Raw genomic sequence first — 25,559 nt, forward strand, 5'->3', positions numbered from 1 at the left:
GCTCAGGCTTCCACGGTGGGCGTGGGGGCAGGCGCGGCCTCCACGGAAGCCCCCGGAATGGCTGGCTCCACCACCTCGCGGCGGTAGTCGCATTCCTTGTTCGGGCAGGAGATGTAGGCGCCGTCCCGCTTGGAGAACTTCTGGAGGAGGTAGGGCGACGCGCACTGCGGGCACTGCTCCGCCAGCGGCCGGTCCCACGCGGCGAACTTGCACTCCGGATACCGGTTGCAGCCGAAGAAGATCTTCCCGCGTCCGCTGCGGCGCTCGGTGAGGTAGCCCACCTTGCACTCCGGGCAATTGACGCCGATGGAGATGGGCTTGGACGTCTTGCAGTCCGGGTAGCCCGAGCACGCCATGAAGCGCCCGAAGCGGCCGCGCTTGATCACCATGGGCTTGCCGCACTTCTCGCACTTCTCGTCCGTGGTCTCCTCCTCCACGATGACGATCTTCCCCTCCGCGTCCCGCTTGAAGTCCTTGGTGTTCTTGCAGTCGGGGTAGTTCGAGCACGCGAGGAAGTGGCCCATCTTCCCGAACTTGATGACGAACGGGTTGCCGCACTTCTCGCAGGCGATGTCGGTCTTGATCTCCTCGCGCTTGACGTCGCGCATCTCCGCTTCGGCCTTCTCCAGGGTCTCCTTGAAGGGCCCGTAGAAGTCGTGCAGCACCGTCTTCCAGGACGCGCCGCCGTCGGAGATCTGGTCCAGCTTCTCCTCCATGCTGGCCGTGAACGACACGTCCAGCTCATGGGGGAAGTGCTTCACCAGGAGTTCGTTGGTCATCTGGCCCAGGTCGGTGGGACGGAAGCGGCTCTCCAGCTTCTCCACGTACTTCTTGTCCTGGATGTTGGAGAGGATGGCCGCGTACGTGGACGGACGCCCGATGCCGCGCTCCTCCAGTTCCTTCACCAGCGTGGCCTCGCTGAAGCGCGGGGGCGGCTGGGTGAAGTGCTGCTCGTTGAGCAGCTTGTCCAGCGTGAGGACCTCGCCCTCGTTGAGCGGGGGCAGCTCGCCCACCACGTCCTCGGCGCCCTCTTCGCCGGCGGCCTTGGCCTTGTCGCGCTCGGACTCCTCTTCCGGCGTGAGGCCGGCGCCGTAGACGCCCAGGTAGCCGGGGAACTTCAGGGTGCTGCCGGACGCGCGGAAGGTGGCGCGGCCCGCGGTGATGTCCGCGGCCGTCTGGTCATAGACGGCGGGCTTCATCTGGCACGCGACGAAGCGGTTCCAGATGAGCTCGTAGAGCCGGAACATGTCCAGCTCGTCCATGGCGTCGAAGAAGGGGCGCACGCGCTCGGGCGGGTACTCCAGGGACGTGGGCCGGATGGCCTCGTGCGCGTCCTGGGCGCTCTTGCGGCTCTTGTAGACCATGGGCTCCGGCGGCAGGTAGTCCGCGCCGTACTTCTGGCCAATGAACTCGCGCACCTGCGTCACGGCGTCGTCGGACAGACGCGTGGAGTCCGTACGCATGTACGTGATGAGCGCCGTCTGGCCTTCTTCACCCAGCGGCACGCCTTCGTACAGCTTCTGCGCCAGCGTCATCGTCTTCTTGGCGGTGAAGTGCAGCCGGTTCGCCGCCTCCTGCTGGAGCTTGGAGGTAATGAAGGGCGCGGGCGCGTTGCGGCGGCGCTCCTTGCGGTCCACCTTCGTCACGGTGAAGGGGGCGTCCTTCAGCTCCGCGACGAGCCCGTCCGTGGTGGCGCGGTCCTTGAGCTCCACCTTCTTGCCGTCCACGCGGGACAGCTTCGCCTTGAAGGGCGGCGGCCCCTGCGGGCCCTGCACCAGCGCGTCCAGCGTCCAGTACTCTTCCGGCTGGAAGGCCTGGATCTCCGCCTCGCGCTCGACAATCAGGCGCACCGCGACGGACTGCACGCGGCCGGCGGACAGGCCGCGGCGGATCTTCTTCCAGAGCAGCGGCGAGATTTGGTAGCCGACGAGCCGGTCGAGGATGCGGCGGGTCTGCTGCGAATCGTAGTTGTCCTGGTTGAGTTCACGCGGCTGCGCGATGGCGTCCTGCACGGCGCGCTTGGTGATCTCGTTGAAGGTCACGCGGAGCGAGTCCGGGTGGCCCAGCTCCTCCTTGATGTGCCAGGCGATGGCCTCGCCCTCGCGGTCGGGGTCCGTCGCCAGGAAGACGCGGTCCACCGTCTTGGCCATCTTCTTCAGCTCGTTGAGGACCTTCTCCTTGCCCTTGATGACCGTGTACTCGGGCTTGAAGTCGTCCTCCACGTCGACGCCAATCTTGCTCTTGGGCAGGTCCTTCACGTGCCCCACGGACGCCTTCACCGTGTAGCCGGAGCCCAGGTACTTCTTGATGGTCTTCGCCTTGGCGGGAGACTCCACCACCACGAGGTAGTGCGGGCCCTTGCCACGGCGCTCGGGCACTTCCTCTTCGACGTCCGCGTCCGCGTCCACGGTGGGCAAGTCTTCGCCGTCCGCGCCACGGCGGCGGGCCGCGGTCTTCTTCTTGGCGGTGGTCTTCTTGGCCGCCGTCTTCTTCTTGGCCGCCTTCTTGGCCGCCGGCTTCTTCGCGGCCGCCTTCTTGGGCGTCTCCTCCCCCGCCGCCGCCTCCGTCTGCGCCGCCTGTGTCTTCTTCCGCGTGGCCATGGCTCTCCTACCTCGAACTGCCTCTAGACCTTCTCGTACCGTTTACCCGGGTGCTGGACCACCAGCCCCGACAATTCCAACTCCACCAGGGCGCTCGTGAGCGCCGCGGGCGACAGCGGGCTTGCGGCGAGCACCTCGTCGAACGAACGGGGAACCCGGTCCAACAGCCCGTAGGCCCCGCGCGCTTCCACCGACAGCGCCTCCCACCACCCTGAATCCCGACCCGCCGGCACCGCACGGACCGGGTGAACGCCCACCACCGCGCAGATCGTCTCAGCGGACGTGCATGCGCGGGCCCGCCCGTCCGCCAGCAGGGCGTTGCAGCCCGCCGCGGCCGGCTGCCAGACGTCCCCGGGCAGCGCGAACACCGGCCGGCCCTGCACCCGCGCGGCTTCCGCCGTGTAGAGGCTGCCGGACTCCAACCCGGCCCGCATCACCAGCACCGCATCCGACGCGCCAGCGATGAGGCGGTTGCGCCGGGGGAAGGTCGTCGTGCTCGCCCGGACCCCGGGCGGCAGCTCGCTGAAGTACACCCCGCCCCGCTCCAGGAAGTGGGGCAGCAGCCGGGCCTGGGCGGGATCCAACGCGTCCAGGGCGGAGCCCAGGAAGGCCCACGTCTCCGCGCCCACGTCCAGCGCGCCCCAGTGGCACGCCCGGTCCACGCCCTCCGCCGCGCCCGACACCACCCCCACCCCGGCCTCCGCCACCCTCCGGGCGAACGTGCGCGCGAACGGCAGGAAGCCCTGGTCCGGGTGGCGGCTGCCCACCATGGCCAGCCTGCGCCGGGGAGGTCCCGGGTTTCCCAGGTGGAACAGCAGCGGCGGCGCGTCCTCCACCCCCACCAGCCGGGCGGGATAGGCCGGCGTGCCCGCGAAGGCCACCTGGAGTCCCGTCCGTGCACAGGCCTCCTCCGTCCGGGACGCCAGGGTGTCCAGCGACGCGACGGCGGCCAGCCGCTGACGGACGGTCGCGGGCACCGGCACGTCCGCCACCCAGTCCCGCACGGGCGTGGACGCGAGCCGGGAGAGCGCCCCACCGGCGAACGCGCGCACGGCGGCCAGCGTCCGGGGCCCCAGGCCAGCAATGGCCCAGAGCGCCAGGGTGGCGCGCTGCTCGTCCCAGGGTGGGTTGATGTCCGTCTGTGTGTCCGCCATGCCGTCCCCGCCTGTTTCCCACCTATATAGAGGTGGTCCCGGGAGGGGCGTGACACATAACACCGGAACTTCGGGGGTCAAGCGACCCGCCCTTCCCGGGCGGGCCGGAATGCAGCATTCCTGCCGTTGGCCGCCTTCGGATTCAGCGGCTGGCGGTGGGCGTTCCGTCCTTGCGCATGGTGGCGCGGTCGCCGGCGGAGACCTCCACCATGGAGCGGGTCAGCAGGCAGTTGGAGGTGCGCTCACGCACCTCCGTGACCATGCACTGGGCCACGGCCTCCCACGGGTAGGCCTTCTTGCCCTTGCCCGCGTCGCCCATCTTGTAGTCGCTGCGGCCGAGCACATCCAGGCTCGGGTCGCCGCGGCGCTCGATGGTGAAGATGTTGCCCACCTGCACGCCGTCCGCGGTGCCGCGGTCCACGACGACGAAGTGGTGCTCGCCCAGCAGCGTCTGGCCCGGCGTCATCGGCGTGAGCACGTAGCCGGGGATCTCCTTGCTGTTGGGCTTGGGGGCGACGCGCTCCGACAGCTTCTCGCTGGAGGGGCCCACCAGGTCGCCGCGGGCGATGGGGTCCCACGTCTCCGTGATGCGCGCGGTCACCAGGTCGTTGTTGATGGCGACGACCTGCACCGTGCCCAACAGCTCCGTGAGGTAGCCCGTGCGCGCGTGCGTCACCGGGTGCTTCACCTCTTCCACGGTGTGGAAGATGACGTAGCGGTCGCCAATCTTGGCGGCGCCGCGCTTCTTGAAGGTCAGGTAGACCTTCTCCGGGGCGGAGAGCATCAGCGCCTCGGAGGACGAGCCGTCGATGCGGCCCGCCTCGTCCAGTTCGCGCGTCGTCACGAAGCCCTTGGTCGTCACCGGGCGCGCGTTGGCGGGGTCGTAGCCGATCTTCCCGACCACCGACACCAGGCTGCCGCCGCTCACGTCCGTGGGCGCCGCCACGTCGTCGGAGGGCAGGTCGCCCCCCTCCACGCGCGCGGGGACCTCCTCGCCGCCGGGGAAGAACTTCACGTTGTTGCCCGGGTAGATCCAGTGCGGGTTGGCGATCTGCGGGTTGTAGGACCAGACCTTGGGCCAGTACCAGGGGCTGCCCAGGTAGCGCTGGGACAGGTCCCACAGCGTGTCGCCGGTCTCCACGGTGTGCACCTGGCCGGGCGCGCTCTCACGGCCCTGCGGGGCGCCGGGCGGGAGCGTGACGGAGGTGGGGCGCTGCTCCACGTCGTCGGAGATGTCCTGCCCTTCCGTCTCGGTGGAGGCCGGCTGGGGCTCCTCCTCCTGCGCGTCCTGGGCGAAAGCCGTCCATGCCGGCGCGACGGTGAGGGGCACGAGCAGGGTGGCGAGGATCCGGGAGCGCATCGGACGACGTCCTTTCACAAAAGGGCTCAAGGCGAGAGCGCGGCGAGCCGCTGCTCCGCCTGCGTGGCGGCGGCCGTCCCCGGGAACTGGGTGACGACGCGGGTATAGAGGGCTCGGGCATCCACGGCCTGGTTCAGCCGCACCCGGCACTCCGCGAGCCGGAGCATGCCGTCCTGGACGGCGTCCCCGGCGGGGTAGTTCTTGATGAGTCGTTCGAACGTCTTCGCCGCGCCGGCCGCGTCCTTGAGCCCCATCTGGCCCAGGCCGCTGAAGTACAGGGCGTTGTCGGCGCGCGGGTGGCGCGGGTTCTCCGCAGCGAAGCGCGTGAGCGTCTCCACGCCGCCCTCCACGTTGCCGGTGCGCAGCATGGCCACCGCGCGCTCGTACTCCGCGTCGAGGATGTCCGGATCCTTCTCCGGGACCTCCATGCGGGAGGGCGCCAGGGAGCCCGTCGAGACCACCGAGCCCGACGAGCCCGTGCCCGACGAGCCCTCCACCGGGGAGATGAACATCTCCATCTGATCCGGATCCGGCTCCGTCACCGCCACGGCCGTGTTGATGCGCGGCGCGGGTTCCTTCTTCGGCTTGAGCCGCACCACCGTCAGCTCCGACGGGGCCATGCCCAGCGCCTCGCCGCCTTGCGACGAGGCGGCCTCCGGCTTCGCGCTCGCGGCGGTCGCCGGGGACGCGGTGGGGGCCGGGGAGACGGAGCGGGCGCGGGAGACGGCGTCGCGGTTCTCCAGCCGCTCCAGCCGCTCCACCAGCGACGCCTGGGCGGCGCGCAGCGTGCGCACCTCCGCCTCCAGCCGGCCCACTTCCGTCTGGGAAGCAGCGGTGGTGGCGCAGGCGGTCGGCGCGGACAGCGCGACGGCGGCAAACAGGCGGAAGAGGAAGGGACGCACCGGCACGAGCCTGGACGGAGGGGATTCCAGGTCGAGGATAGGAAGGCCGGTCGGAGACCGTCAAGAAAACGACCCGGACGGCCCTCCGCTAGAACCGGTGCACCACGTAGTTCAGGTGACGCCCGGTGCGTCCCGCGTCCCGCCGGTGGGAGAAGAACCGGTCCGGATCACACGCCGTACAGGCCTGTAGCACGTCCACCTGCCCCGGCTTCAGGCCCGCCTTCATGAGCGACGCCTTCACCGCGAGTGGCAGGTCCAGGTGCGGCTTGTCCCCCGCGCGGACGACGTCCGGACCGAAGCGCGCGCGGAAGCGGTCGCCCAGCTCCGCCGACACCTCGTAGCAGCACGCCTGGATGCAGGGGCCCACCGCCGCCAGCAGGTGCTCCGGCTGGCTGCCTCGCGCCACCAGCGCCTCCACCGCGCGGGCGCTGATCTCCAGGTCCGTGCCCTTCCAGCCGGAGTGCACCGCCGCCACGCGCCGGCCGCGCGGATCCACGATCAGCACCGGCACGCAGTCCGCGGTGCCCACGGCCACCCAGCTCCCCTCCCCTTCCGTCCAGAGGGCATCCGCCTCGCCCAGCGTCGGGCGCAGCACCTCGTCGGCTTCGCCGCGCGCCTCCAGCACCGTGTCGCCGTGCACCTGAGACACCCGGCAGAGCGCGCCCAGCCTCGCGCCCGCGGCCTGGGCCAGGCGGCGGTGGTTCTCCTCCACGCGCGGGCGCTCGTCGCCCACGGAGAAGCCCAGGTTCAGCGACGCGTAGGGCCCTTCGGACACCCCACCCGCGCGGGTGGCGAAGCCGTGGGGCACCGGCAGCAGCGCGGACGTGAGGAACTGGGGCGTGGACATGGGTGTACTTCCTAACCCCGGGCAGGCTTCCGGGCGCGGGCTTCGGGAGGCGTCCACCGTGCCATGGGCGCAGCCCCTGAAAACAGGAACATGCGGAGGAACAACACCCCAGGTTCAATATTTCGACACGAGTACGTTTGACAGGGCGTGTCACGCCCCTGACAATTTTCAACACTCCGGCACTCGCGGACAGGACGCGAAAGCGCGGAGCACACTGCGCCCCGCACATGGCCCTCGGTTCCGAGACGATTGGCAGGAAGCTCTTGTGGAGCATCGCGCTGCCCGGGTTGGTGGTGGCGCTGCTGGGCGTGGGGCACTTCTCGCGCGAGGCGCGGCAGGCGGTGCGCGAAGGCACGCACCTGGAGGCGCTCGCGTTGGCGGAGGCCGTCGCCTCCACGTTCACGCTGCCGCAGGCGCCGGGCGCGGCCCCTCATGGCGCGGTGGCGGACGTGCTGGCGTCGGACACGCGGCTGTTCCGCTCCGTGGAGGACCTGCGGGTGCTGACGCCGGACGGGCGGATCCGCTGGAGCCGCCGCCCGGCCGAGCAGGGCCATCCGCACCCGGAGGCCGCGCGGCTGTCCGCGACGGGGCCGGAGACGGCGCGCTCCAGCGAGCATGGCACGGAGGTGGTGCGGCCCCTGGGCGGTCCGGAGTGCTCCGGCTGTCACACCGGCGAGGCCGCGCAGCGGATGGGCGTGCTCCAGGTGCGCCTGGGCGAGCCCACGCTGCACCGCCAGCTCCAGACGGTGTTCCAGGACGCGCTGGGCGCCATGGTGCTCTTCGTGGGCATCCTGGCGCTCGTCACCTGGCTTTCGCTGCGCTTCGTGCTCACCGCGCCGCTCAAGCGGCTGAGCGAGGCCATGGGGCGCGCGGCGGACGGCGACCTGCTGGTGCGCGCCGAGGCGCGGGGCACGGATGAGATTTCGCGGCTGGGCGCGGCCTTCAACGGGATGCTCGCGCGGCTCACCTCCATGAAGGTGGAGGAGATCGACACGCACCGCGACCTCCAGCTGGTGAAGGAGAAGCTGGCGCTGAAGGACGAGCTGGAGGAGCGCCTGCGGGAGCTGTCGCTGCTGTACGACGTGGCGCGCTCGCTCAACACCACGCTGGAGCTGGACGAGCTCTTGTCGCGCATCACCCGCATGGTGGTGGAGCGGCTGCACATCCCCGACTTCTCCATCATGCTCCTCAACGAGGAGGGCCTGCTGGAGGTGAAGCACGCGTGGCCGCAGGGCCGGGGCCTGGAGGGCCACACCTTCGCCGTGGGCGAGGGCGCCTGTGGCCGGGCCGCCCAGACGCGCAAGGCGGTGTACCTGCCGGACCTGTCGGACAGCACCAGCATCTTCGCGCGGCGCGGCCTGCGCGGCGGCTCCGAGCACGGCACGCTCCTGGCGGTGCCCATGGTGCACGCGGACACGTTGCTGGGCGTCATCAACTTCCAGCGCCCGGAGACGGCGAGCATCTCCGCGGAGGAGATCGAGCTCTTCACCGCCGTGGCGGATCAGGCCGCGACGGCGGTGACGAACGCGCGCCTGCACGCGGAGACGGTGAAGCTCACGCTGACGGACGCGCTGACGGGCGTGCCCAACCGCCGCCACCTCTTCCAGCGGCTGGACCTGGAGCTGGCGCGGGCCCAGCGCTTCGGCGTGCCGCTGGCCCTGCTGATGGTGGACGTGGACCACTTCAAGCGGCTCAACGACCTGGCCGGACACCGCGCCGGAGACGAGACGCTGCGCCGGGTCTCCGACGTGCTCAGGACCCGTGCGCGCAAGGTGGACACGCTGGGGCGCTACGGCGGCGAGGAGTTCGTGCTGCTGCTGCCGCAGGTGTCCAAGGCCACGGCGGTGGAGGTCGCGGAGACGCTGCGCCGCGCGGTGGCGGACGCCGTCACGCTCAACCGCCCGGGGCTGCCCGGGGGGCATGTGACGGTGTCCATCGGCGTCTCGCACTTCCCCACGGACGCGACGTCGCAGGACATGCTGGTGGACTGCGCGGACTCGGCGCTCTATTGCAGCAAGCGGACGGGGCGCAACCGGGTGACGGCGTTCGAGCCCGGCATGGAGGTGCACCCCGGCCGCGAGCGCAGCATCAGCGCGCCGCCCACGGACGCGCCCTCCACGCCTCCCGCGCCCCCGGGCATCGCGAAGGCCTGAGCAGGGCGAAAGAAGCGCCCTGCCCTGCCTGGCGCCTAGCGCTGCACGAGCGTGCGGACCACGGGGAACATCAGGTCCGCCCACTCGTCGTAGCCCGTCGCGGACGGGTGGAAGCCGTCCGAGCAGAAGAAGTCCGGCCGCCGGGGGATCATCTCGCGGCTGGCCTCGTAGAGGTCCACCAGATGCAGGCCGTGCGCGCGGGCCACCGAGGCGATGGCTTCGTTGAAGGGCTCGATGCGCCCTTCGTACAGCGCGCTGGGCACCATCTTCGCCACGGGCGCGAGCGCCATGTCCGCGATGTTCACCACGACCATGGACGCGCCGGTCTGCTTCAGCCGCCGGGCGATGCGGTCCAGGTCGTCCTGGAACTCCGCCACCTCGGTGCCGCGCCAGATGTCGTTGGTGCCCACGCCCAGGGTGATGAGCGTGGGCTGCAACGCGATGACGCGCTTGAGGGCGTTGTTGACGACATCGCGCACGCGCGCGCCGCTCTGCCCCAGGTTGGTATGGCCCACGGGGAGGCCGCCCTGCCGGAGGCGGGAGGCGAGCCGGTCGGGATAGCCCCCGCCCTGCGACGCCCCCACCCCCACCGCCGTGCTGTCACCCAACGAGACGTAGTTGACGCTCATCGACGTTCGTCCACCCCCGTGTGCATCCGCTCAAGGCCTTCGTGAGGCGAGGTGCTGCTCCGGCCTCAGGGCACCGTCAGCGCGCGCAGCAGGCGCCCGCCGCCGGGACCGGCCACGCGCAGCAGCAGCGTGCTGCCCTTGGGCGCGGCGCGGATGGCGGCGGCCAGCTCCTTCGCGCTGGCGATGGGCTTGCGGTTCGCCTCCACCACCAGCATGCCCGGGGCCAGCTGCGCGCGGTCCGCGGGCGAACCCGGGATGATGTCGGTGATGAGCGCGCCTGCGCGCTCGGTGAAGCCGGCCTGCGACGCCGTGCGCGCATCCAGGTCCTGCAGGGACACGCCCACGCGGCGCGAGCTGTCCTGCTCGTCGGAGACCTCCGGCTTCTTCTTGGACAGGCCCTCCAGGTCGGGCCGGGTGCCCATCGTCACCTTCGCGTCCTGCTTCTTGCCGTCGCGGTAGAGGCTCAGGGTCACCACGCTGCCTGGCTTCTTGAGCGCCACGGTGCGGGTGAGCTCGCTGTCGGAGCGCACGTTCTGCCCGTCCACGGCGACCACCACGTCATCCGGCTTGAGCCCCGCCTTCGCCGCGGGCGAGCCGGGGTTGATCTGCGTGAGGATGGCGCCCTCGTTCACCGGCAGCTTCAGCGCCTGCGCCAGGTCGCGGTTGAGGGGCTGGATGCCCACGCCCAGCCAGCCGCGCGTGACGGAGCCGCTCTTCTCCAGCTGCGGCAGCAGCGCCTTGATGAGGTTGCTGGGCACGGAGAAGCCGATGCCCGTGCCGCCGCCGACGATGGCGGTGTTGATGCCCACCACCTCGCCCTTCATGTTGAAGAGCGGGCCACCGGAGTTGCCAGGGTTGATGGCCGCGTCCGTCTGGAGGAAGTCGTCGTACGCGCTGGCGCCGATTTCACGGGCCCGCGCGGACAGGATGCCCACGCTCACGCTGGAGGCCAGGCCGAACGGGTTGCCGATGGCCAGCACCCAGTCACCCACGCGCACCGCGTCGGAGTCGCCCAGCTTCACGGTGGGGAGCTGATCCACCTTCTCCTTGATCTTCACCACGGCCACGTCGGTGAGCGGGTCGCGCCCCACCACCTCGCCCGTGAACGAACGGCCGTCGTCCAGGCGGATGGTGATGGTGACCGCGTCCTCGATGACGTGGTTGTTGGTGAGCACCAGGCCCTTGGGGTCGATGATGAAGCCGGAGCCGGCGCCCTGGCGGATCTGCTCCCGCTCGCTGCGGCCGCGGCCCCGCCCGTTGCCCCCGAAGAACTTGTCGAAGAGGGGGTTGTCCTCCATGCCCTCGGGCATCTCGGGACGCGCCTGCACGTCCACGTTCACCACGGCGGACTTCACGGACTCCACCAGCGGGGCCAGCGAGGCCAGCGACTGGGCCTCACGCGTGGCGGGCTGCAGGTTGCCGGCCTGACCCGTGACCGCCTGCTGCGTCTTGGGCGCGGCCGGCGTGGGAGCGGGGGCCTGCGCGAGGGCGAGCGTGGGGGACGCCAACACCAGCACGGCGGCCACGAGCTTGCGACGGAACGAAGGGAGCGTGTGGGTCATGGATTTCCTCAACCTAAAGCGGAAACGAAGCCCCGCAACCGGAACGACATCGCCCGGTCACGGGAGGTGAACCCCCAGCCCGGCCGCCTGTTCCCGGAGCGCTCAACCGGGCCGGTAGACGCGGTAGTCCAGCTCGGGGAACAGGTTGTCGCGGGCCTCCACGTGGGAGAGCCAGGACTCGTCGACGGTGCCGGCGCGCACCTGGTCGTGCAGGCGCAGGAAGCGCTGCAGGTGCTCCTTCGTGCGGCGCACGGCGTAGTCCACCATGGTGCCGGTCTTCATGATGAACGCCCAGTCGGAGGACTGCGCGAGCAGCAGCTCGCGCGCGGCCTGGTTCAGGGCCCGGCGCTTGAGGGACGACGCGTCCGGGAAGTCCCGGGCCAGCTCCACCATCTGCCGAGCGGCGTGGGTCAGGTGCCGGTAGATCCAGTCGTTGGTCCCGTCCAGCCACATGTTCGCGTAGCCGCCCGCGCCCCAGGACGACATGGGCGGCGTGGCCACCTGGTTCTCCGGGTGCTCGCGCAGGTCGTCCAGCGGGCTGATGAGCTGGAAGCGGCTGGGGTTGCGCGCGGCCTGGCGGATGAGCGCGTCGATGAAGTGGGGCCCCTCGAACCACCAGTGGCCGAAGAGCTCCGCGTCATAGGGCGCGACGACCACGGGCTTGCGGCCGCCCATGCGCGACGCGAGGTATTCGAACTGGCGCTCGCGGTTGAAGAGGAAGTTGCCCGCGTGGACCCAGGCGCGCTCGCGGGCGGCGGCCGGGTTGTAGGGCTGCTTGTCGTTCGTCTTGCCGGTGATGCGGAAGTACTTGAAGCCCGTGTTCTTGCGGTCGCCGGTGGGCTGGATGAAGGGCCGGATGTAGTCCAGGTCCAGGTCCCAGCCGATGTCCCGGTAGAACTCGCGGTAGACGGGGTCGCCGGGATAGCCGTGCTCGGTGCTCCACACCTGCTGGCTGCTCTCCGGATCCCGCGCGAAGGCGGCGACGCCGGGCTCCGTGAAGATGGGCGCGTAGGGGCCGTGCAGCGGGCGGGGCGTCGCGTCCGTGAGCGCGTGCGTGTCGACGAAGAAGTAGCGGATGCGCTCGGCGGAGAGGACGCGCTCCAGGCCCGGGTAGTAGCCGCACTCGGCCAGCCAGATGCCGGCGGGGTCGCGGCCGAAGTTCTGGCGGTAGTGGTTCGCCGCGACGGTGACCTGGGCGCGCACGGCCTCCGGTGTCTGCTGCATGAGCGGCAGGAAGCCGTGGGTCGCGTTGCAGGTGAGGATGTCCAGGTGGCCGGAGTCCTGGAGTCTGCGGAACGCGGCCACGAGGTCGCGCTTGTAGTGGTTGTGGTACGCGAGGCGCAGCGACTCGAAGTGGTCGCGGTGGAAGACGGCCAGCGGGTGGAAGGTGGCGTCGTCGCGGGTGCGGTGCACCTCGCGGGCGCCCAGCTCACAGAGCAGGTCCAGCCGCCGGGCGTAGCGCTCACGCAGCAAGTCGTCGTTGAGCATCGACACCAGCGTGGGCGAGAGCGTCATCGTCACCCGGAAAGGGACGCGGTCCTCGACCAGCGTGTCGAACACGCGCAAGAGCGGCAGGTACGTCTCGGAGATGGCTTCGTAGAGCCAGTCCTCCTCGAGGAAGTCTTCGTATTCAGGGTGGCGGACGAACGGCAGGTGCGCGTGAAGGACCAGCGCGAGGGAGCCCAGGCTCATAGGTCGGTCGGAGAGGCCGTGCGGGTTCACTTACGTCCACGGCGTGAAGGCCGGGACTTGGAGGAGGACTTGGAGCCCGGGGACTTGGGCTCCGACGCGGTCTTGGCCGCCTTCGCGGGCGCGGCGGAAGGAGTGGGCGCGGAGGCCTTCGATGGCGCCTCGGGACTGGCCGGTGCGGCGGGAGGCTCGGCCTTCGCAGCCACAGGAGGGGTCGGAGGCACGGGAGCCGGGACCGCCCCTCGAGCGGCCTCGCGAGCCCTGTCGAGCGCACGCTGTTCGGACGCGGTCGGGCCGCGCGCCACGCTCAAGGCCCACGGGTCCCTGGGAGGCTCGGGCTCCGACGGCCGCCACGACTCCGTGGCACCCGCCGCCACAGGTGAACCGGACGAGGCCTCGGCACCCATCGAAGTCGAAGTCGCGACGGCGGCGGGACGCGGCAGCGGCAGGTCCCGCGCTTCCAGCACCTCACCCTGCGACGAGGTCGCGGACACCTGCGCGCGTGGCTCCTCCGGATAGCGAGCGTCCGAAGCCCCGGCCGCTCGTGGCACCGTCAGGTACTGCTGATCCGACGCACCCGTCGCGCGATCCACAGACAGGTAGCGCTGATCCGAAGCGCCCGCCGCCCGGGGCACGGTCAGGTACTGCTGATCCGACGCACCCGTCGCGCGATCCGCGGACAGGTAGCGCTGATCCGAAGCGCCCGCGGCCCTGGGAACGGTCAGGTACTGCTGGTCCGAAGCGCCCGCTTCCCGGGACACGGTCAGGTACCGCTGGTCCGAAGCCCCCGGTGCACGCCCCTGCCCCGCCGCCCCCTCCACGTACCGCTGGTCCGAAGCGCCCGGTGCGCGCGGCACCTCCAGATAGCGGTACTCCGACACGCCGCCCGGAAGCACCTTCTGTGCGTACCGCTGATCCGAAGCGCCCGGCGCGCGCGGCACCTCCAGATACCGGGGAGCCGCCGCTCCCTCCACATATCGCTGGTCGGAAGCCCCCGGAGCCCGCTCCACGGCCAGGTAGCGCTGATCCGAAGCCCCAGGCGCACGCGCCGGGGCCAGCACCGCGCCCTCCCCGAGCGTCGCCTCCCCCATGCGCGCGTACCGCTGATCCGAAGCCCCGGGCGCACGTGGCGCGCTCTCCAGGTAGGCCTCCTCCGCGTAGCGCTGGTCCGAAGCCCCCGGGACTCGCGGCGCATCGACATAAGCTTCGTCGCGCTCGCGGTGGACCTCCGGCACGTCCATCATGCCCGCGCTGCCCGGCAGCCGCACCCGGCGCCAGGTCACGTACTCGCGCTCCTCCACCCGGGGGACGCGCGCGGACACCGCCGAGGGCACCGCCTCCGTGCGCGACCGGTCCACCACGGGAGGAGGCGGCATGCGCAGGAACCGGATGGACGTGTCCGCCGACGGCCCCGCGGGCGGCAGCGTGGCCCGATTGGACGAATGTCCGATGCGGCGCGAGCGGCCATCCGAGCCGACGAAGTGCGCCTCCACCCGGTACGTGCGCCCGGGCGTCATGCCCTGCAGGTAGAAGCTGCGCGACTCCAGCGCGAAGTCCACCTCGCGCGACACGCCCTCGCCGTCGAACACCTTCATCACGGCGCGCGGCGACGGCAGGTCGTCCAGCGCCCGGTTGCGGCTCGCGTCGCTGAAGTCCCAGAAGACGAAGAGCGTGTGCGGATCCCGCGCGAGCAGCACCATCGCGTCGTCCTGGTAGTCCAGGGGCAGCATGCCCAGGTGCTCGTCCCTCTCGGGCGACGCATCCGCGGGAGGCAGGCGCGGCGTCTGCTCCTCCAGCAGGTGGTGGCGGCGCGCCTCCTTCTCTCCCGCCATCTTCGTCACGAAGAACCCCTCCACCAGGGGCTCGGCGGCATGCGGTGGCTCGCTCGCGGGCGCGGGCTTCGCGGCGGCGGGCACGTCCTCCCTGTGCTCCTTCGGTGCGCTCGACGGGCGCGGCGTCGGCGCATCCGGCGACAGGGGCTGCGTGTCCTCGTCGTCCGGGTCGCGGCGCGCCTTACCGCGGGCGGGGAACGTCACCACCCGTGCGGGCCGCGTCCTGGGGCTGCCGGGCTCCGTGATGGGCTCCTCGGAAAGTTCCCGTGCCTGCGGTGCGGCGGAGCTCTCAGGCGGAGGCAGGGGCACGGTCTCGGGCGTCGGGTGGGGGACGGGACGTGAATCCGCCCGGCCGGAATCCAGCACCCGCTCCTCGCCGCCCACGTCACCGGAGCCGCGCCGGGACGTCGCCAGCCCGGCCATGCGCGCGAGCCGCCCCAGGGCGGGAATGCGCTCGGCCAGCGAGGTGACGAACTCCCGCCCGCGGGACGCGCCAGCTCCATCCCGGAGGTATTTCCGGGCCAGCTGCCGCAGGTAGCTCACGGTGACGCCCTTCCGCTCATCCATGGACACCTCGCCTCGTTATGACGCGGCATACAGGGGGTCAACGCATCCGTCACGGGATGTGTTGTTCCGCCGACCCCCTTCAGTTTCTGTCACGCCCGATGACACCTCACCCCGGTCCAAGTATCCTGCGGCGGCTTGAGTGACCTGCCCAGACTTCTCCTGTGCAGCTTTGATGTCATCCCCGGCCCGTCTGGCTCCTCACGCCGACTGACCGAGTATCTGAAGGCGTTGCCTGATCGCTTCTCCGTGGTGGTGCTGTCGGCGAAGACGCCCGACCACTCCCATATCGAGAAGTACCAGGGCGCCCGGCTGCTCCGCGTCCCGGTAGGCTCCGGGGACCTCGCCTCGCGCATCCAGTCCTTTGAACGGGCCGTGCGTCGGCAGCTGGAGAGCGAGGACTACGCCCTCGCCCACTTCACGGACCCCTTCGGCGGCTACGCGCTCTGCGAGCTGAAGGCGGACTACGGCTACCGCCTCATCTACGAGGCGCAGACGTTCCCCTCGCAGGAGCTGCGCTACACCCATCCTCAGACGGACGGGGACCGCCGCTTCCTGTCGAAGATCCGCCGCCAGGAGCTGTTCTGCCTGATGAACGCGGACCTCGTCGTCACCGGCTCCCAGACGACGCGCGCGTACATCCAGGGGCTGGGCGCGGCGGAGGACCAGCTGCGCACCATCCGCGCGCCGGTGGACCTGAAGCCGTACGACCCGGAGGTGCTCGGCGCCCCGGACGGCGCTCCCCTCCGGATGATGTACCTGGGCAGCCACGTGGGCTGGCAGGGCCTGCCCACCCTGCTGCGCGCCACCGCGCTCGCGTCCCAGCAGGTGGACGTGCGCCTGACGCTGGTGGGCGCGCACCACCCGGACTGGAAGCCCCACCTGGAGGACCTGGTCAACGACCTGGGTATCAAGGAGAAGGTCGACTTCCAGCCGCCCGTCACGCACGACGACCTGGTGAAGGTGCTGGCGCTGGCGGACGTGGGCGTGCTGCCGCTGGACGACTCGGAGCGCAACCGGCTCCAGGGTGGACCGCTGGCCAAGGTCTCCGAGTACCTGGCCGCCGGCCGGCCGGTCATCGCCGCGGACCTGCCCGTCACCCGCGAGCTGATTCCGAAGGACGCGGCCGTCTTCTTCCCCCCGGGCGACGCCCGCGCCCTCTCCGAGCGCATCCTGGACCTGGCGCGCGACGTGCCCCGCCGCGTGGCGCTGGGCCGGGCCGGGCGTGCGTTCGCGGAGAAGGTGCTGGACGCGGGCCTCATCCGGGGCCAGCTGCTGGACCTCTACGACTCGCTCCTGGAGAAGCGGGGCCACGTCCCGGTGGAGGCCGCCAGCGAGCCGCCCGACGTCACGATGACGGGCACGCCCACGAACCGGCTCGCGAACCTGGGCATGCCGGAGGCGTCCAAGCCCGCGCCGGCGCCCAAGCCGCCCGCGCAGGCCGCGTCCGACGAAGCCGCCGCGCCCCCCGCGAAGGAAGGCGCGGAGGATCCGCCCGTGGTGATGGGCATGGCCCTGGACGACGGGATGGACACGCGGCTGGTCAAGACCGAGCCGGACATGCGGCCCGACGAAGTCCCCATGGTCCTGGGCCTGCCGATCCGGGAGTCCACCGCGCCCGCGGGTGAGCAAGGCGCGCCTCCGCCGGAGCCCGCGTCCAAGGCCGCAGACGACACCGCGAGGACCGCGCTCCCCTCCGCCCCGGAGCAGAAGCAGGAGCCGGAACCGCTGGGCGGCCGCGGCGCGGAGCCGACTCCGCCCACGGAGATGGTGACGAGCCCCTCCGCGAAGCCCCTGGCCATCGCCATGGCCATGAAGGAGGCCAGCGGGGACGACGCCGGGGCCTCCGACCCGCGGGCCAGCGCCCCTTCGGAGGATGCCTCCTCTGGAGCGACGGCGGTCGTGCGCCGGCCGGTGGCGGAAGACGAAGGCGCCTCCCAGCAGGCCCCCACCCCCATCGTCCGCCGGCCGGCGTCCGAGGACGAGGAGCGCGCCCCCACCCCGGTGGTCCGCCGCCCTCTGCCTCCGGAGGACGAGCCCCCCGCGGCCACGCCCATCGTGCGCCGTCCCGCCTCTCTCACGGAGGACGAGGAGCGGGCTCCCACGCCCGTCGTCCGCAGGGCCGGGGTCACTCGAGAGGAAGAGGCCCCGGCGCCCACGCCCATCGTGCGCCGCTCCTCCGTCCTGACCGAGGACGTCCCGGAGCCGCCGGCCCCCACGCCCATCGTGCCCATGCGATCCGTGCTCAGCGGCTCCCGGAGCACGGGCGCCGGCCGGACGCAGCGTCAGCAGGAATCGGCCCCGACGGAACCTCCCCGCCTCTTCCCCACCTCTCCCATGGCCGACGCGGACAAACCGCCCATCCGTGGCGGCCTCGCCGCGGATCCGGGCCGGCCCGCCTCTTCCCGTCCTCCGGTGCTCGCGGAGTCAGACAAGCCGCCCATCCGTGGGGGTTCCCTCTCTGACGCGGAGAAGCCGCCCATCCGGGGAGGCTCCCTCTCCGACGCGGACCGCCCGCCGCAGCTGCCGCCGCGCGCCGCCGCGCCGCCGCCCGTTCCGCGCCAGGGGCCGCCCCGGCTGAGCCCCACGCCGCCCGTGTTGAAGCCGTCCTCGGCAGCGTCCCCGGACGACGAGCCGGAGGAGATCGCCGCTGACGAGGCCCAGTCGCTGGACGACGACGCCGGGCACACGCCGGCCCGCGCCGGCGCGGCGCTGGACGAGCCGGAGGAGATCGACAACGACGAGGTCCACGACGCGGACTCGCTCGACGTGGAGGCCGCGGACGCGGAGGAGGCCGTGGACGAAGGGCCCCCGCCCGCGCCGCCCGGCTCCGTCCTCAACCCGTGGTTCGCGCAGCTCGCCCACGGCTACTGCCCCCCCGAGGGCGCCCGCTTCGCCCGGCACACCCCGCCCACCAACTTCCCCGGGCGGGATCCGGACGCGGACGTGCCCCCCGGGTCGGTACCCCCTGTCGGACAGGGAGCGGTTCGCGGCAAGAACTCGTGAGGCAGCCGACCGAGCACTGCTCGGAAACTTCCCAAGCCTTGCGCCCGCCCGATAGGATGTGGCGGTTTTCACTGCACTTTTTGCTGGGTGAAGGGCTTCATGGAGCGTCGCGTCCTCATCGTCGAAAGCCAGAACGACTTCGCACTCAGCATGGCCTCCGTGCTCAAGAGCGCGGGCTACAACACGGCCATGGCCACCACTGCGTCAGACGCGCAGCGGGAGCTGGAGAAGCGCCGACCCGACCTCGTGGTCGTGCGCGCGGAGCTGCCGGACCAGTCCGGCTTCGCTCTCTGTGGGCAGATCAAGAAGGGCAAGTGGGGCCAGAACCTGAAGGTCCTCCTGCTCTCCTCCGACTCCGGCGTGGAGGGTCTGAACAAACACCGTGAGACGCCGGCCGCCGCGGACGGCTACCTCGTCATCCCCTTCGAGATGGGCGAGCTGGCCTCCATGAGCGCGGGCATCGTGCCGCCCGGCTCCGATGAGACGGACGCGGACCTGGACGCCGCGCTCTCCGGCGCACCGCGTGAAGCCCCGCCGCCCATGCCCGGCGTGCGCACGGGCGCCCCGCCGAAGCTGCCCAAGCGTGAGCGCCGCAGCGCGATGACGGACGAGGACAAGGCCTTCATGGACCGGGCCTTCTCGTCCATCGCGGACCGCAAGGCGGAGCTGCTCGCGGAGTCGCGCCAGCTCAAGCGCCCGCCCCCGCGCCGCGAGCTGATGGGCACGCCCGAGGGGAAGATCCAGATCCTCCGGGACGAGCTGAAGACGCGGGAAGCCCAGCTCGCGCGCCTGTCGGAAATCTGGAGCGTCCGCGAGCGCGAGCTGCTCTCCGTCGAGGACCGCCTCCACGAGAAGGACGTGGAGCTGCAGGGCCTGAAGATGCAGGTGGACGACCTGCTGCGGCGCTTCAACGACGCGCAGCAGTCCATCGTCCAGAAGGAGCGCGAGCACGGCGCCACCGTCGACGACCTGCTCCTCCAGAAGTTCTCCTCGGAGAAGGACCTCATCGAGGTCGTCGCCTCCAAGGAGAAGGACATCAACGTCCTGCGCAAGGAGGTCAACCTCCGCGACGAGGAGCTGGCCCGGCGCGGCACGGACCTGGAGAACTGGCGCAACGAGTTCGACAAGCTGGAGAAGCACCTCGGCGTCGTCACGCTGGAGTTCGAGGTCAAGGAGCAGAAGCTCCAGGACACCGTCCGCGCCAACGAGGCGGACATCCTCCAGCTGCGCGAGCGCGGCGACCAGTTCGAGTCGGAGCTGTCCCGCACCGTCAGCGAGCGCGACCAGCGCTACGCGGAGCTCGACGGCGAGTTGCAGGCCCTCCAGGAGCGGCTGACCCAGACCGAGCAGGAGCGCGACGCCACCGTGCGCGGCCTGGAGGCCCGGGCCACCACCGCGGAGGAGCACGCCAGCCGCTCGGACGCGGAGATTGAACGCCTCAACGCCGAGCGCGCCGCCCTGGAGCAGCGCCTCACGCAGCAGGTGGCGGACCTGGAGTCCGACATCGCCCGCGTCACCGGCGAGCGCGACCAGCTCCGGCTGGACAAAGACGCCCTTGAAGCGGACCTCACGCAGCGCGTGGAGGAGCGGGACGGGAAGATCGCCGCGCTCGACCGCGAGCTGCAGGAGACCATCGCCCGCAACGAGAACAGCGAGGCGGAGCTCAACGCCACCATCCAGCAGCACCGTGAGCGCATCGGTGAGCTGGAAGGCGAAGTCGAGGCCGTCAAGACGCACCTGGAGGACCGCGAGAACGAGCTGACCGGCGAGCTCCAGGCGCTCCAGCAGGCCAAGGACGCGCTGGAGCAGGACCTCACCAGCCAGTTGGAGGACCTGCGCGCGGCGAAGGACGCCCTGGAGGCGGACCTCAACGGCCAGATTCAGGCGCTCACCGAGCAGCTGGACGCGGCCCAGCGCCAGGGCGAACAGCTCTCCGCGCGCGTGGCCTCGCTCGAGGACACCGTCGCCCAGCGCGACGGCACCATCGAGGGCTTGCAGACCGACGTCGCCGACCGCGACGCGCGCATCTCCGAGCTGACCGGCAACCTGGAGGCCACGACCCAGCAACTCACCGAGACGCAGGGCACGCTCTCCAGCACGGAAGCCACCCTCGCGGAGACGCGCGGCGAGCTGGAGGCCACCAGCCAGCAGCTCTCCGAGACGCAGAACACGCTCTCCAGCACCGAGGGCACGCTCGCGGAGACGCGCGGCGAGCTGGAGGCCACCAGCCAGCAGCTCTCCGAGACGCAGACGACGCTCGCGCGGACGGAGGAGACGCTCTCCACCACGCGCGGCGAGCTGGAGGCCACCAGCCAGACGCTGGCCACCACCGAGGCGACGCTCGCGCAGACGCAGGAGACGCTGGCGCGTACGGAGGGCACGCTCGCCGACACGCAGGCGACGCTGTCCAGCACCGAAGGCACGCTCGCGGAGACGCGCGGCGAGCTGGAGGCCACCAGCCAGACCCTCGCGGACACCCAGTCCCGGCTCGCGCAGACGGAGGAGACGCTCTCCACCACGCGCGGTGAGCTGGAGGCCACCAGCCAGACCCTCTCCGACACGCAGGCGACGCTCTCCAGCACGGAGGGCACGCTCGCGGAGACGCGCGGTGAGCTGGAGGCCACCAGCCAGACGCTGACGGAGACCCAGTCCAAGCTCGCGCAGACGGAGGCCACGCTCGCGTCCACCCAGGGCGAGCTGGAGGCCACCAGCCAGACGCTGGCCACCACCGAGGCGACGCTCGCGCAGACGCAGGAGACGCTGGCGCGCACGGAAGGCACGCTCGCCGACACGCAGGCGACGCTGTCCAGCACGGAAGGCACGCTCGCGGAGACGCGCGGCGAGCTTGAGGCCACCAGCCAGACGCTCACGCAGACCCAGGACACCCTGGAGACGACGCGCGGCGACTTGGCAAAGGTCACCTCGCACCGCGACGAGCTGGACGCGGAGCTGAACGAGACCCGCGACATCCTCCAGGAGACCAACGGCCTCCTCGCCCGCACCACCGAGGAGCGCGACGCGCGCATCGCGGAGCTGCAGGCGCTCAATCAGGCCAAGGACGCGCTGGAGCAGGACCTCACGGGCCAGATTGGCCAGCTGCGCGCGGACCTGTCGGAGACGCAGGGGCTCTACGACGCCGAGCGCACCGCCCACGCGGCGCTCGCGGAGGAGACCACCGCGCGCATCAACGCCCTCACCGGCGAGCGCGACAACCTGTTCGCGGAGCTGAACGCCACCTCGCAGCAGCTGTCCGACACCCAGGGCCAGCTCGCCAGCACCCAGGACGCGCTGGCCCGCGAGGAGCAGGCCCACGCCCAGGCCCGCCAGGCCGCCGCCAGCATGCAGGCGGAGCTCACGCGCCAGCTCACCGAGGCCCAGGCCAACGGCGAGGACCTGGCCGAACAGCTCATCGTCACCAAGCACGAGCTGGGCACGCGCGTGTCGGAAGTCACGCAGCTGTCCTCCAAGCTCGCGCAGACGGAGGACGCGCGGCACGACCTGGAGGACCGCCTCCAGACGCTCACCCACGAGTCGCAGCGCCGTGAGGAGCTCCTCCAGAACGAGGTCGACACCAAGGGCAAGGAGCTGTCGGACACGCTCCGCAAGCTCACGCACGTGACGCAGGAGAAGATGCGTCAGGCGGAGGTGCTCAACCGCGAGGTCGCCACCCGCACGGATCAGATCAAACAGCTGGAAGGCCAGCTGGAGGCCCAGGCCGCCGAGGCGAAGAAGCAGGCGGACGCGCTCAACCAGCAGCTGGGCAACGTCTCCGGCGAGCTGGACGGGGCGCGCAAGGCCATCGCGGACCGCGACTCGCAGCTGCAGCAGGCCGCGCAACAGGCGAAGAAGCTCACCAGCGAGCGCGACGGACTGGCCGGCCAGCTCCAGCAGGCCCAGGCCCAGGCCCAAGCGCAGGCCCAGCAGGCGCAGGCCGCCGCCGCCGAGGCGAAGAAGCAGGCCGACGACCTGTCCTCGAGGCTCGCGAAGGCGGATCAGCGCATCGCGCAGCTCTCCCAGGAGGCCCAGAAGTTCGCCGCCGACACGGAGGCGAAGCTCAAGGAGGCCCAGGCCCAGCTGCAGGCCCGCACCAAGAAGGCCCAGGACCTGGAGCTGGCGCTGGAGAACGCCCAGAGCACCCGCGCCCGCGCGGAGAAGGACCTCAACGCCCGCGTCGCCGCGGCGGAGACCAAGGCCAACGAAGCGGCCGCGAAGCTCGCCACGGCGCAGAAGGAGCGCAAGGACCTGGAGGCCCGTCAGGCGAAGGAGCTGGAGGACCTCAACGCCAAGCAGAAGGCGGAGCTCGAGCGCCGCGAGGCCATCAAGGCCCAGGAGGTCGCCCGCCTCCAGACGTCCGTCCAGGAGAAGAGCAAGGCGCTCAAGGTCGCGGAGCTGGAGCTGGCCCGCTACAAGACGAAGGCCCCCGCCGCCGCCGCGCCCGCCGCGAAGGGCGCCAAGGCCACCGAGGACGAGCACCTGGCCGCCACGGTCCAGGCGAACCCCGTCATCCCGGCCGCCGCCAGGCCCCCGGCGAAGGCCGCCGCCAAGCCCGCCGCGAAGAAGGCCGCCGCGACCCCCGTCCCCGTGGACGAGGAGGCCCCGGAGCGCACCATGGTGATGCAGCTGCCCACCGCCCCCGAAGGCGGCGAGGACGACTGGACGGCGCTCGTCGACGAGCTCGACAAGTAGCCTTCACCCAGCCTCCGGAAACGACAAGGGCCCGCGCACTCCGAGGAGTGCCGGGCCCTTCGTCCATCTCAAGACTGGCTCGCCGGTTAAAGCGCCGTGGCCGCTCGCGCCTCACGGATGAGGTCCCGGAAGTGCAGCGCGCCCACCACGTCCCGCACCACCGACACCGGCCGCCCCTCTTCCCGGGCCTGCGCCTGCGCCTGCCGCCAGCGCTCCAGCAATGTCCGCGTCGCGATGTACGCCAGCACGAGGGGGAAGCCCCCCGGCATCACCACCACCAGCACCGCCATCGCCAGCTTCAGCCACGCCCACATGACCCGCGACCTCGTTCGTCCTGAGATACGCACGCTTCGATGCACGGTGCGTGCCCACGGTGCGAAAATAATTACGCACCCAGATTCCGCAGGGTTACAGCTCCCAAGGCCCTCAAGAGTGCGGACGGCATCCCCACAACCCTGGCATTTTTGCCGCAGTCGGCGTGAAACCGTCGGTTAAGTTGACGGGCGTGAGCCCCCCTCAACTGACTCCGGAGATTCGCTCGTTCACCAGCGTGGAGGACGCGGCGCGTCGCCTGGAGGCGGTGGGCTACCTGTCGTCGCCCGAGATCGCCACGGCGGTGTTCCTGGCGGACCGGATGGGCAAGCCCATCCTGGTGGAGGGCCCCGCCGGAGTGGGCAAGACGGAGCTGGCCAAGGCCCTGGCGCAGGCGCTGGACCGGACCTTCCTCCGCCTCCAGTGCTACGAGGGCCTGGACGAGGCGAAGGCCCTCTACGAGTGGGAGTACGCCAAGCAGCTGCTCTACACCCAGCTGCTCAAGGACAAGATTGGCGAGCTGACCCAGGGCACGTCCACGCTGGCCGAGGCCGCGGACCGGCTCGCGTCCGGCGACGCGGTGTTCTTCTCCGAGCGCTTCCTCCTCCCCCGCCCCATCCTCCAGGCCCAGCTGTCGCCCACGCCGGCCCTGCTCCTGGTGGACGAAATCGACAAGGCGGATCCGGAGTTCGAGGCCTTCCTGCTGGAGGTCCTCTCTGACAACGCTGTCACGGTGCCGGAGCTGGGCACCATCCGGGCCCGCCACATCCCGCGCGTCATCCTCACCAGCAACAACGCCCGCGAGCTGTCCGACGCGCTCAAGCGCCGCTGCCTGCACCTGCACATCGACTTCCCGGACCGCGAGCGTGAGCTGAAGATCGTCCGCTCGCGCCTGCCGGAGGTCCCCCAGGTGCTGGCCGAGCAGGTGGTGGAGGCCGTGGCCGCCATCCGCGCGCTCGACCTGAAGAAGGCCCCGTCCATCAGCGAGACGCTGGACTGGGCGCAGAGCCTGGCGCTGCTCAACGCCGAGGCGCTCAGCTCGGACGTCGTCGCCGCCACGCTCAACCTCGTCCTCAAATACGAGGGCGACATCGAGAAGGCCCGCGCCAACCTGCCCAGCATCGCCCAGGCCTGACGCAGGGCGCCGCGTCCAAAGGACACAAGCGAGCGTTCCGCCGGGCCCCGGCGTTTCACGCTTTGCGTCCCCGGTGGGCCTGGGTACAAGTCCCAAGCCGTCCCACCCCTAGCCCGAGAGGAACTTCCCGATGAGCTCGACCTCATCCACCGTGCTGCGCGCCGAACACATCTGGCTCGATGGGAAGCTGATGAAATGGGACGAGGGCAACGTGCACGTGATGACGCACGCCCTCCACTACGGCCTGGGCGTCTTCGAGGGCATCCGCGCCTACAAGACCCATGATGGCCGGCTCGCCGTCTTCCGGCTGCGCGAGCACATCCGCCGCCTGCTCGACTCCGCGCACATCATCATGCTGCAGATGCCTTACAGCGAAGACGAGCTGGTGGAGGCCACGCTGGAGCTGCTGCGCAAGCAGAAGGCGCAGTTCGCCAACGGCGCCTACCTGCGCCCGGTGGCCTTCATGGGCGACGGCGCCATGGGCCTGGGCGCGGTGAACCCCACCCGCGTGGGCATCACCGCGTGGGACTGGGGCGCGTACCTGGGTGACAAGGGCATGAAGGAGGGCATCCGCGCCAAGGTCAGCTCCTTCACGCGCAACCACGTGAACGTGAACATGGTGCGCGGGAAGATCACCGGCCAGTACGTCAACTCCATCCTCGCCAAGCGCGAGGCGGTGCTCGCCGGCTACGACGAGGCCATCCTCCTGGACATCAGCGGCTTCGTCGCGGAGGCCTCCGGCGAGAACATCTTCATGGTGAACAAGAAGGGCATCATCAAGACCCCGCCCCTCTCGTCCCCCGTGCTGGACGGCATCACCCGCGACACGGTGCTGAAGCTGCTGCGCGACGCCGGCCACACCACCATCGAGGAGGTCACCGTCACCCGTGACGCCCTCTACATCTCCAACGAGGTCTTCTTCACCGGCACCGCCGCGGAGATCACCCCCGTGCGCGAGGTGGACAACCGCCAGATTGGCGACGGCAAGCCCGGCCCCATCAGCCGGTTCGTCCAGGAGACGTACTTCCGCGTCGTGCGGGGCCAGGAAGCCCGCTATGCGGACTGGCTGACCTACGTTTGAGGACAGTCGGCTGACGTGAAGTCCCGGCGGACGGGGGAATCGGGTAG

At 71.0% G+C, this 25,559-nt stretch carries 15 protein-coding genes; 5 read left to right on the plus strand and 10 right to left on the minus strand.

What is annotated here, in order from left to right:
* Nucleotides 1–2 precede the first annotated feature (2 nt).
* The 5 genes from topA to pgeF form a co-directional block, all read right to left on the minus strand.
* Nucleotides 3–2,600: a type I DNA topoisomerase gene (gene topA / locus AABA78_RS00385; protein WP_353544613.1), complete on the minus strand. Its 2,598-nt coding sequence runs from the start codon at nucleotides 2,598–2,600 to the stop codon at nucleotides 3–5.
* 23 nt (nucleotides 2,601–2,623) lie between these two features.
* Nucleotides 2,624–3,754 carry a DNA-processing protein DprA gene (locus AABA78_RS00390; RefSeq protein ID WP_338261076.1) on the minus strand — a complete coding sequence of 377 codons (1,131 nt, stop codon included), beginning with the start codon at nucleotides 3,752–3,754 and terminating at the stop codon, nucleotides 2,624–2,626.
* A gap of 142 nt (nucleotides 3,755–3,896) precedes the next feature.
* Entirely contained in the window at nucleotides 3,897–5,114 is a 1,218-nt protein-coding gene (locus AABA78_RS00395) for a LysM peptidoglycan-binding domain-containing protein (protein ID WP_338261077.1), read from the minus strand.
* Nucleotides 5,115–5,140: 26 nt separating this feature from the next.
* The gene (locus AABA78_RS00400; RefSeq protein WP_370469434.1) at nucleotides 5,141–6,016 is read right to left on the minus strand and encodes a tetratricopeptide repeat protein; all 876 of its coding nucleotides are present in this window, start codon (nucleotides 6,014–6,016) and stop codon (nucleotides 5,141–5,143) included.
* Between the two features lie 88 nt (nucleotides 6,017–6,104).
* Complete coding sequence (pgeF, locus tag AABA78_RS00405; RefSeq protein ID WP_338261080.1) at nucleotides 6,105–6,863, minus strand: peptidoglycan editing factor PgeF; 759 nt, start codon at nucleotides 6,861–6,863, stop codon at nucleotides 6,105–6,107.
* A gap of 227 nt (nucleotides 6,864–7,090) precedes the next feature.
* Between pgeF and AABA78_RS00410 the strand changes: the two genes are divergently transcribed.
* Entirely contained in the window at nucleotides 7,091–9,016 is a 1,926-nt protein-coding gene (locus AABA78_RS00410; protein ID WP_171421562.1) for a GGDEF domain-containing protein, read from the plus strand.
* A 35-nt stretch (nucleotides 9,017–9,051) separates the two neighbouring features.
* Here AABA78_RS00410 and AABA78_RS00415 read toward each other — a convergent pair whose 3' ends face one another.
* The 4 genes from AABA78_RS00415 to AABA78_RS00430 form a co-directional block, all read right to left on the minus strand.
* On the minus strand, nucleotides 9,052–9,645 hold the full coding sequence (locus tag AABA78_RS00415; RefSeq protein ID WP_338261083.1) for an SGNH/GDSL hydrolase family protein: 594 nt from the start codon (nucleotides 9,643–9,645) through the stop codon (nucleotides 9,052–9,054).
* A 65-nt stretch (nucleotides 9,646–9,710) separates the two neighbouring features.
* Nucleotides 9,711–11,207: a trypsin-like peptidase domain-containing protein gene (locus AABA78_RS00420; RefSeq protein WP_171421457.1), complete on the minus strand. Its 1,497-nt coding sequence runs from the start codon at nucleotides 11,205–11,207 to the stop codon at nucleotides 9,711–9,713.
* 102 nt (nucleotides 11,208–11,309) lie between these two features.
* Complete coding sequence (locus AABA78_RS00425) at nucleotides 11,310–12,899, minus strand: glycoside hydrolase family 57 protein (protein ID WP_338261084.1); 1,590 nt, start codon at nucleotides 12,897–12,899, stop codon at nucleotides 11,310–11,312.
* 26 nt (nucleotides 12,900–12,925) lie between these two features.
* Nucleotides 12,926–15,295: a DUF4912 domain-containing protein gene (locus AABA78_RS00430; protein ID WP_338261085.1), complete on the minus strand. Its 2,370-nt coding sequence runs from the start codon at nucleotides 15,293–15,295 to the stop codon at nucleotides 12,926–12,928.
* Between the two features lie 228 nt (nucleotides 15,296–15,523).
* Here AABA78_RS00430 and AABA78_RS00435 point away from each other — a divergent pair, with 228 nt between their 5' ends.
* A complete protein-coding gene (locus tag AABA78_RS00435; RefSeq protein ID WP_370469435.1) occupies nucleotides 15,524–18,298 on the plus strand; it encodes a glycosyltransferase family 4 protein in 2,775 nt (924 codons plus the stop codon).
* Between the two features lie 99 nt (nucleotides 18,299–18,397).
* Nucleotides 18,398–22,984, plus strand: coding sequence for a response regulator (locus tag AABA78_RS00440; protein WP_338261087.1), 4,587 nt, complete (start codon nucleotides 18,398–18,400; stop codon nucleotides 22,982–22,984).
* 86 nt (nucleotides 22,985–23,070) lie between these two features.
* Here the strand turns inward: AABA78_RS00440 and AABA78_RS00445 are convergent, their stop codons facing one another.
* Nucleotides 23,071–23,298 carry a hypothetical protein gene (locus AABA78_RS00445; protein ID WP_120526513.1) on the minus strand — a complete coding sequence of 76 codons (228 nt, stop codon included), beginning with the start codon at nucleotides 23,296–23,298 and terminating at the stop codon, nucleotides 23,071–23,073.
* Between the two features lie 191 nt (nucleotides 23,299–23,489).
* On the opposite strand from AABA78_RS00445, the gene AABA78_RS00450 reads away from it, so the two are divergent.
* Complete coding sequence (locus AABA78_RS00450) at nucleotides 23,490–24,431, plus strand: AAA family ATPase (protein ID WP_171413427.1); 942 nt, start codon at nucleotides 23,490–23,492, stop codon at nucleotides 24,429–24,431.
* Nucleotides 24,432–24,561: 130 nt separating this feature from the next.
* A complete protein-coding gene (locus AABA78_RS00455) occupies nucleotides 24,562–25,512 on the plus strand; it encodes a branched-chain amino acid transaminase (protein ID WP_338261090.1) in 951 nt (316 codons plus the stop codon).
* Nucleotides 25,513–25,559 lie beyond the last annotated feature (47 nt).

The sequence above is a fragment of the Corallococcus caeni genome, assembly GCF_036245865.1.
Classification (GTDB): Bacteria; Myxococcota; Myxococcia; order Myxococcales; family Myxococcaceae; genus Corallococcus; species Corallococcus caeni.

Excerpts from the sequence above, each read along its gene's own strand:
- topA (WP_353544613.1), bottom strand. The coding sequence starts at position 2,600 with ATGGCCACGCGGAAGAAGACACAGGCGGCGCAGACGGAGGCGGCGGCG.
- AABA78_RS00390 (WP_338261076.1), bottom strand. The coding sequence starts at position 3,754 with ATGGCGGACACACAGACGGACATCAACCCACCCTGGGACGAGCAGCGC.
- AABA78_RS00395 (WP_338261077.1), bottom strand. The coding sequence starts at position 5,114 with ATGCGCTCCCGGATCCTCGCCACCCTGCTCGTGCCCCTCACCGTCGCG.
- pgeF (WP_338261080.1), bottom strand. The coding sequence starts at position 6,863 with ATGTCCACGCCCCAGTTCCTCACGTCCGCGCTGCTGCCGGTGCCCCAC.
- AABA78_RS00410 (WP_171421562.1), top strand. The coding sequence starts at position 7,091 with ATGGCCCTCGGTTCCGAGACGATTGGCAGGAAGCTCTTGTGGAGCATC.
- AABA78_RS00415 (WP_338261083.1), bottom strand. The coding sequence starts at position 9,645 with ATGAGCGTCAACTACGTCTCGTTGGGTGACAGCACGGCGGTGGGGGTG.
- AABA78_RS00420 (WP_171421457.1), bottom strand. The coding sequence starts at position 11,207 with ATGACCCACACGCTCCCTTCGTTCCGTCGCAAGCTCGTGGCCGCCGTG.
- AABA78_RS00425 (WP_338261084.1), bottom strand. The coding sequence starts at position 12,899 with ATGAGCCTGGGCTCCCTCGCGCTGGTCCTTCACGCGCACCTGCCGTTC.
- AABA78_RS00430 (WP_338261085.1), bottom strand. The coding sequence starts at position 15,295 with ATGGATGAGCGGAAGGGCGTCACCGTGAGCTACCTGCGGCAGCTGGCC.
- AABA78_RS00440 (WP_338261087.1), top strand. The coding sequence starts at position 18,398 with ATGGAGCGTCGCGTCCTCATCGTCGAAAGCCAGAACGACTTCGCACTC.
- AABA78_RS00445 (WP_120526513.1), bottom strand. The coding sequence starts at position 23,298 with ATGTGGGCGTGGCTGAAGCTGGCGATGGCGGTGCTGGTGGTGGTGATG.
- AABA78_RS00455 (WP_338261090.1), top strand. The coding sequence starts at position 24,562 with ATGAGCTCGACCTCATCCACCGTGCTGCGCGCCGAACACATCTGGCTC.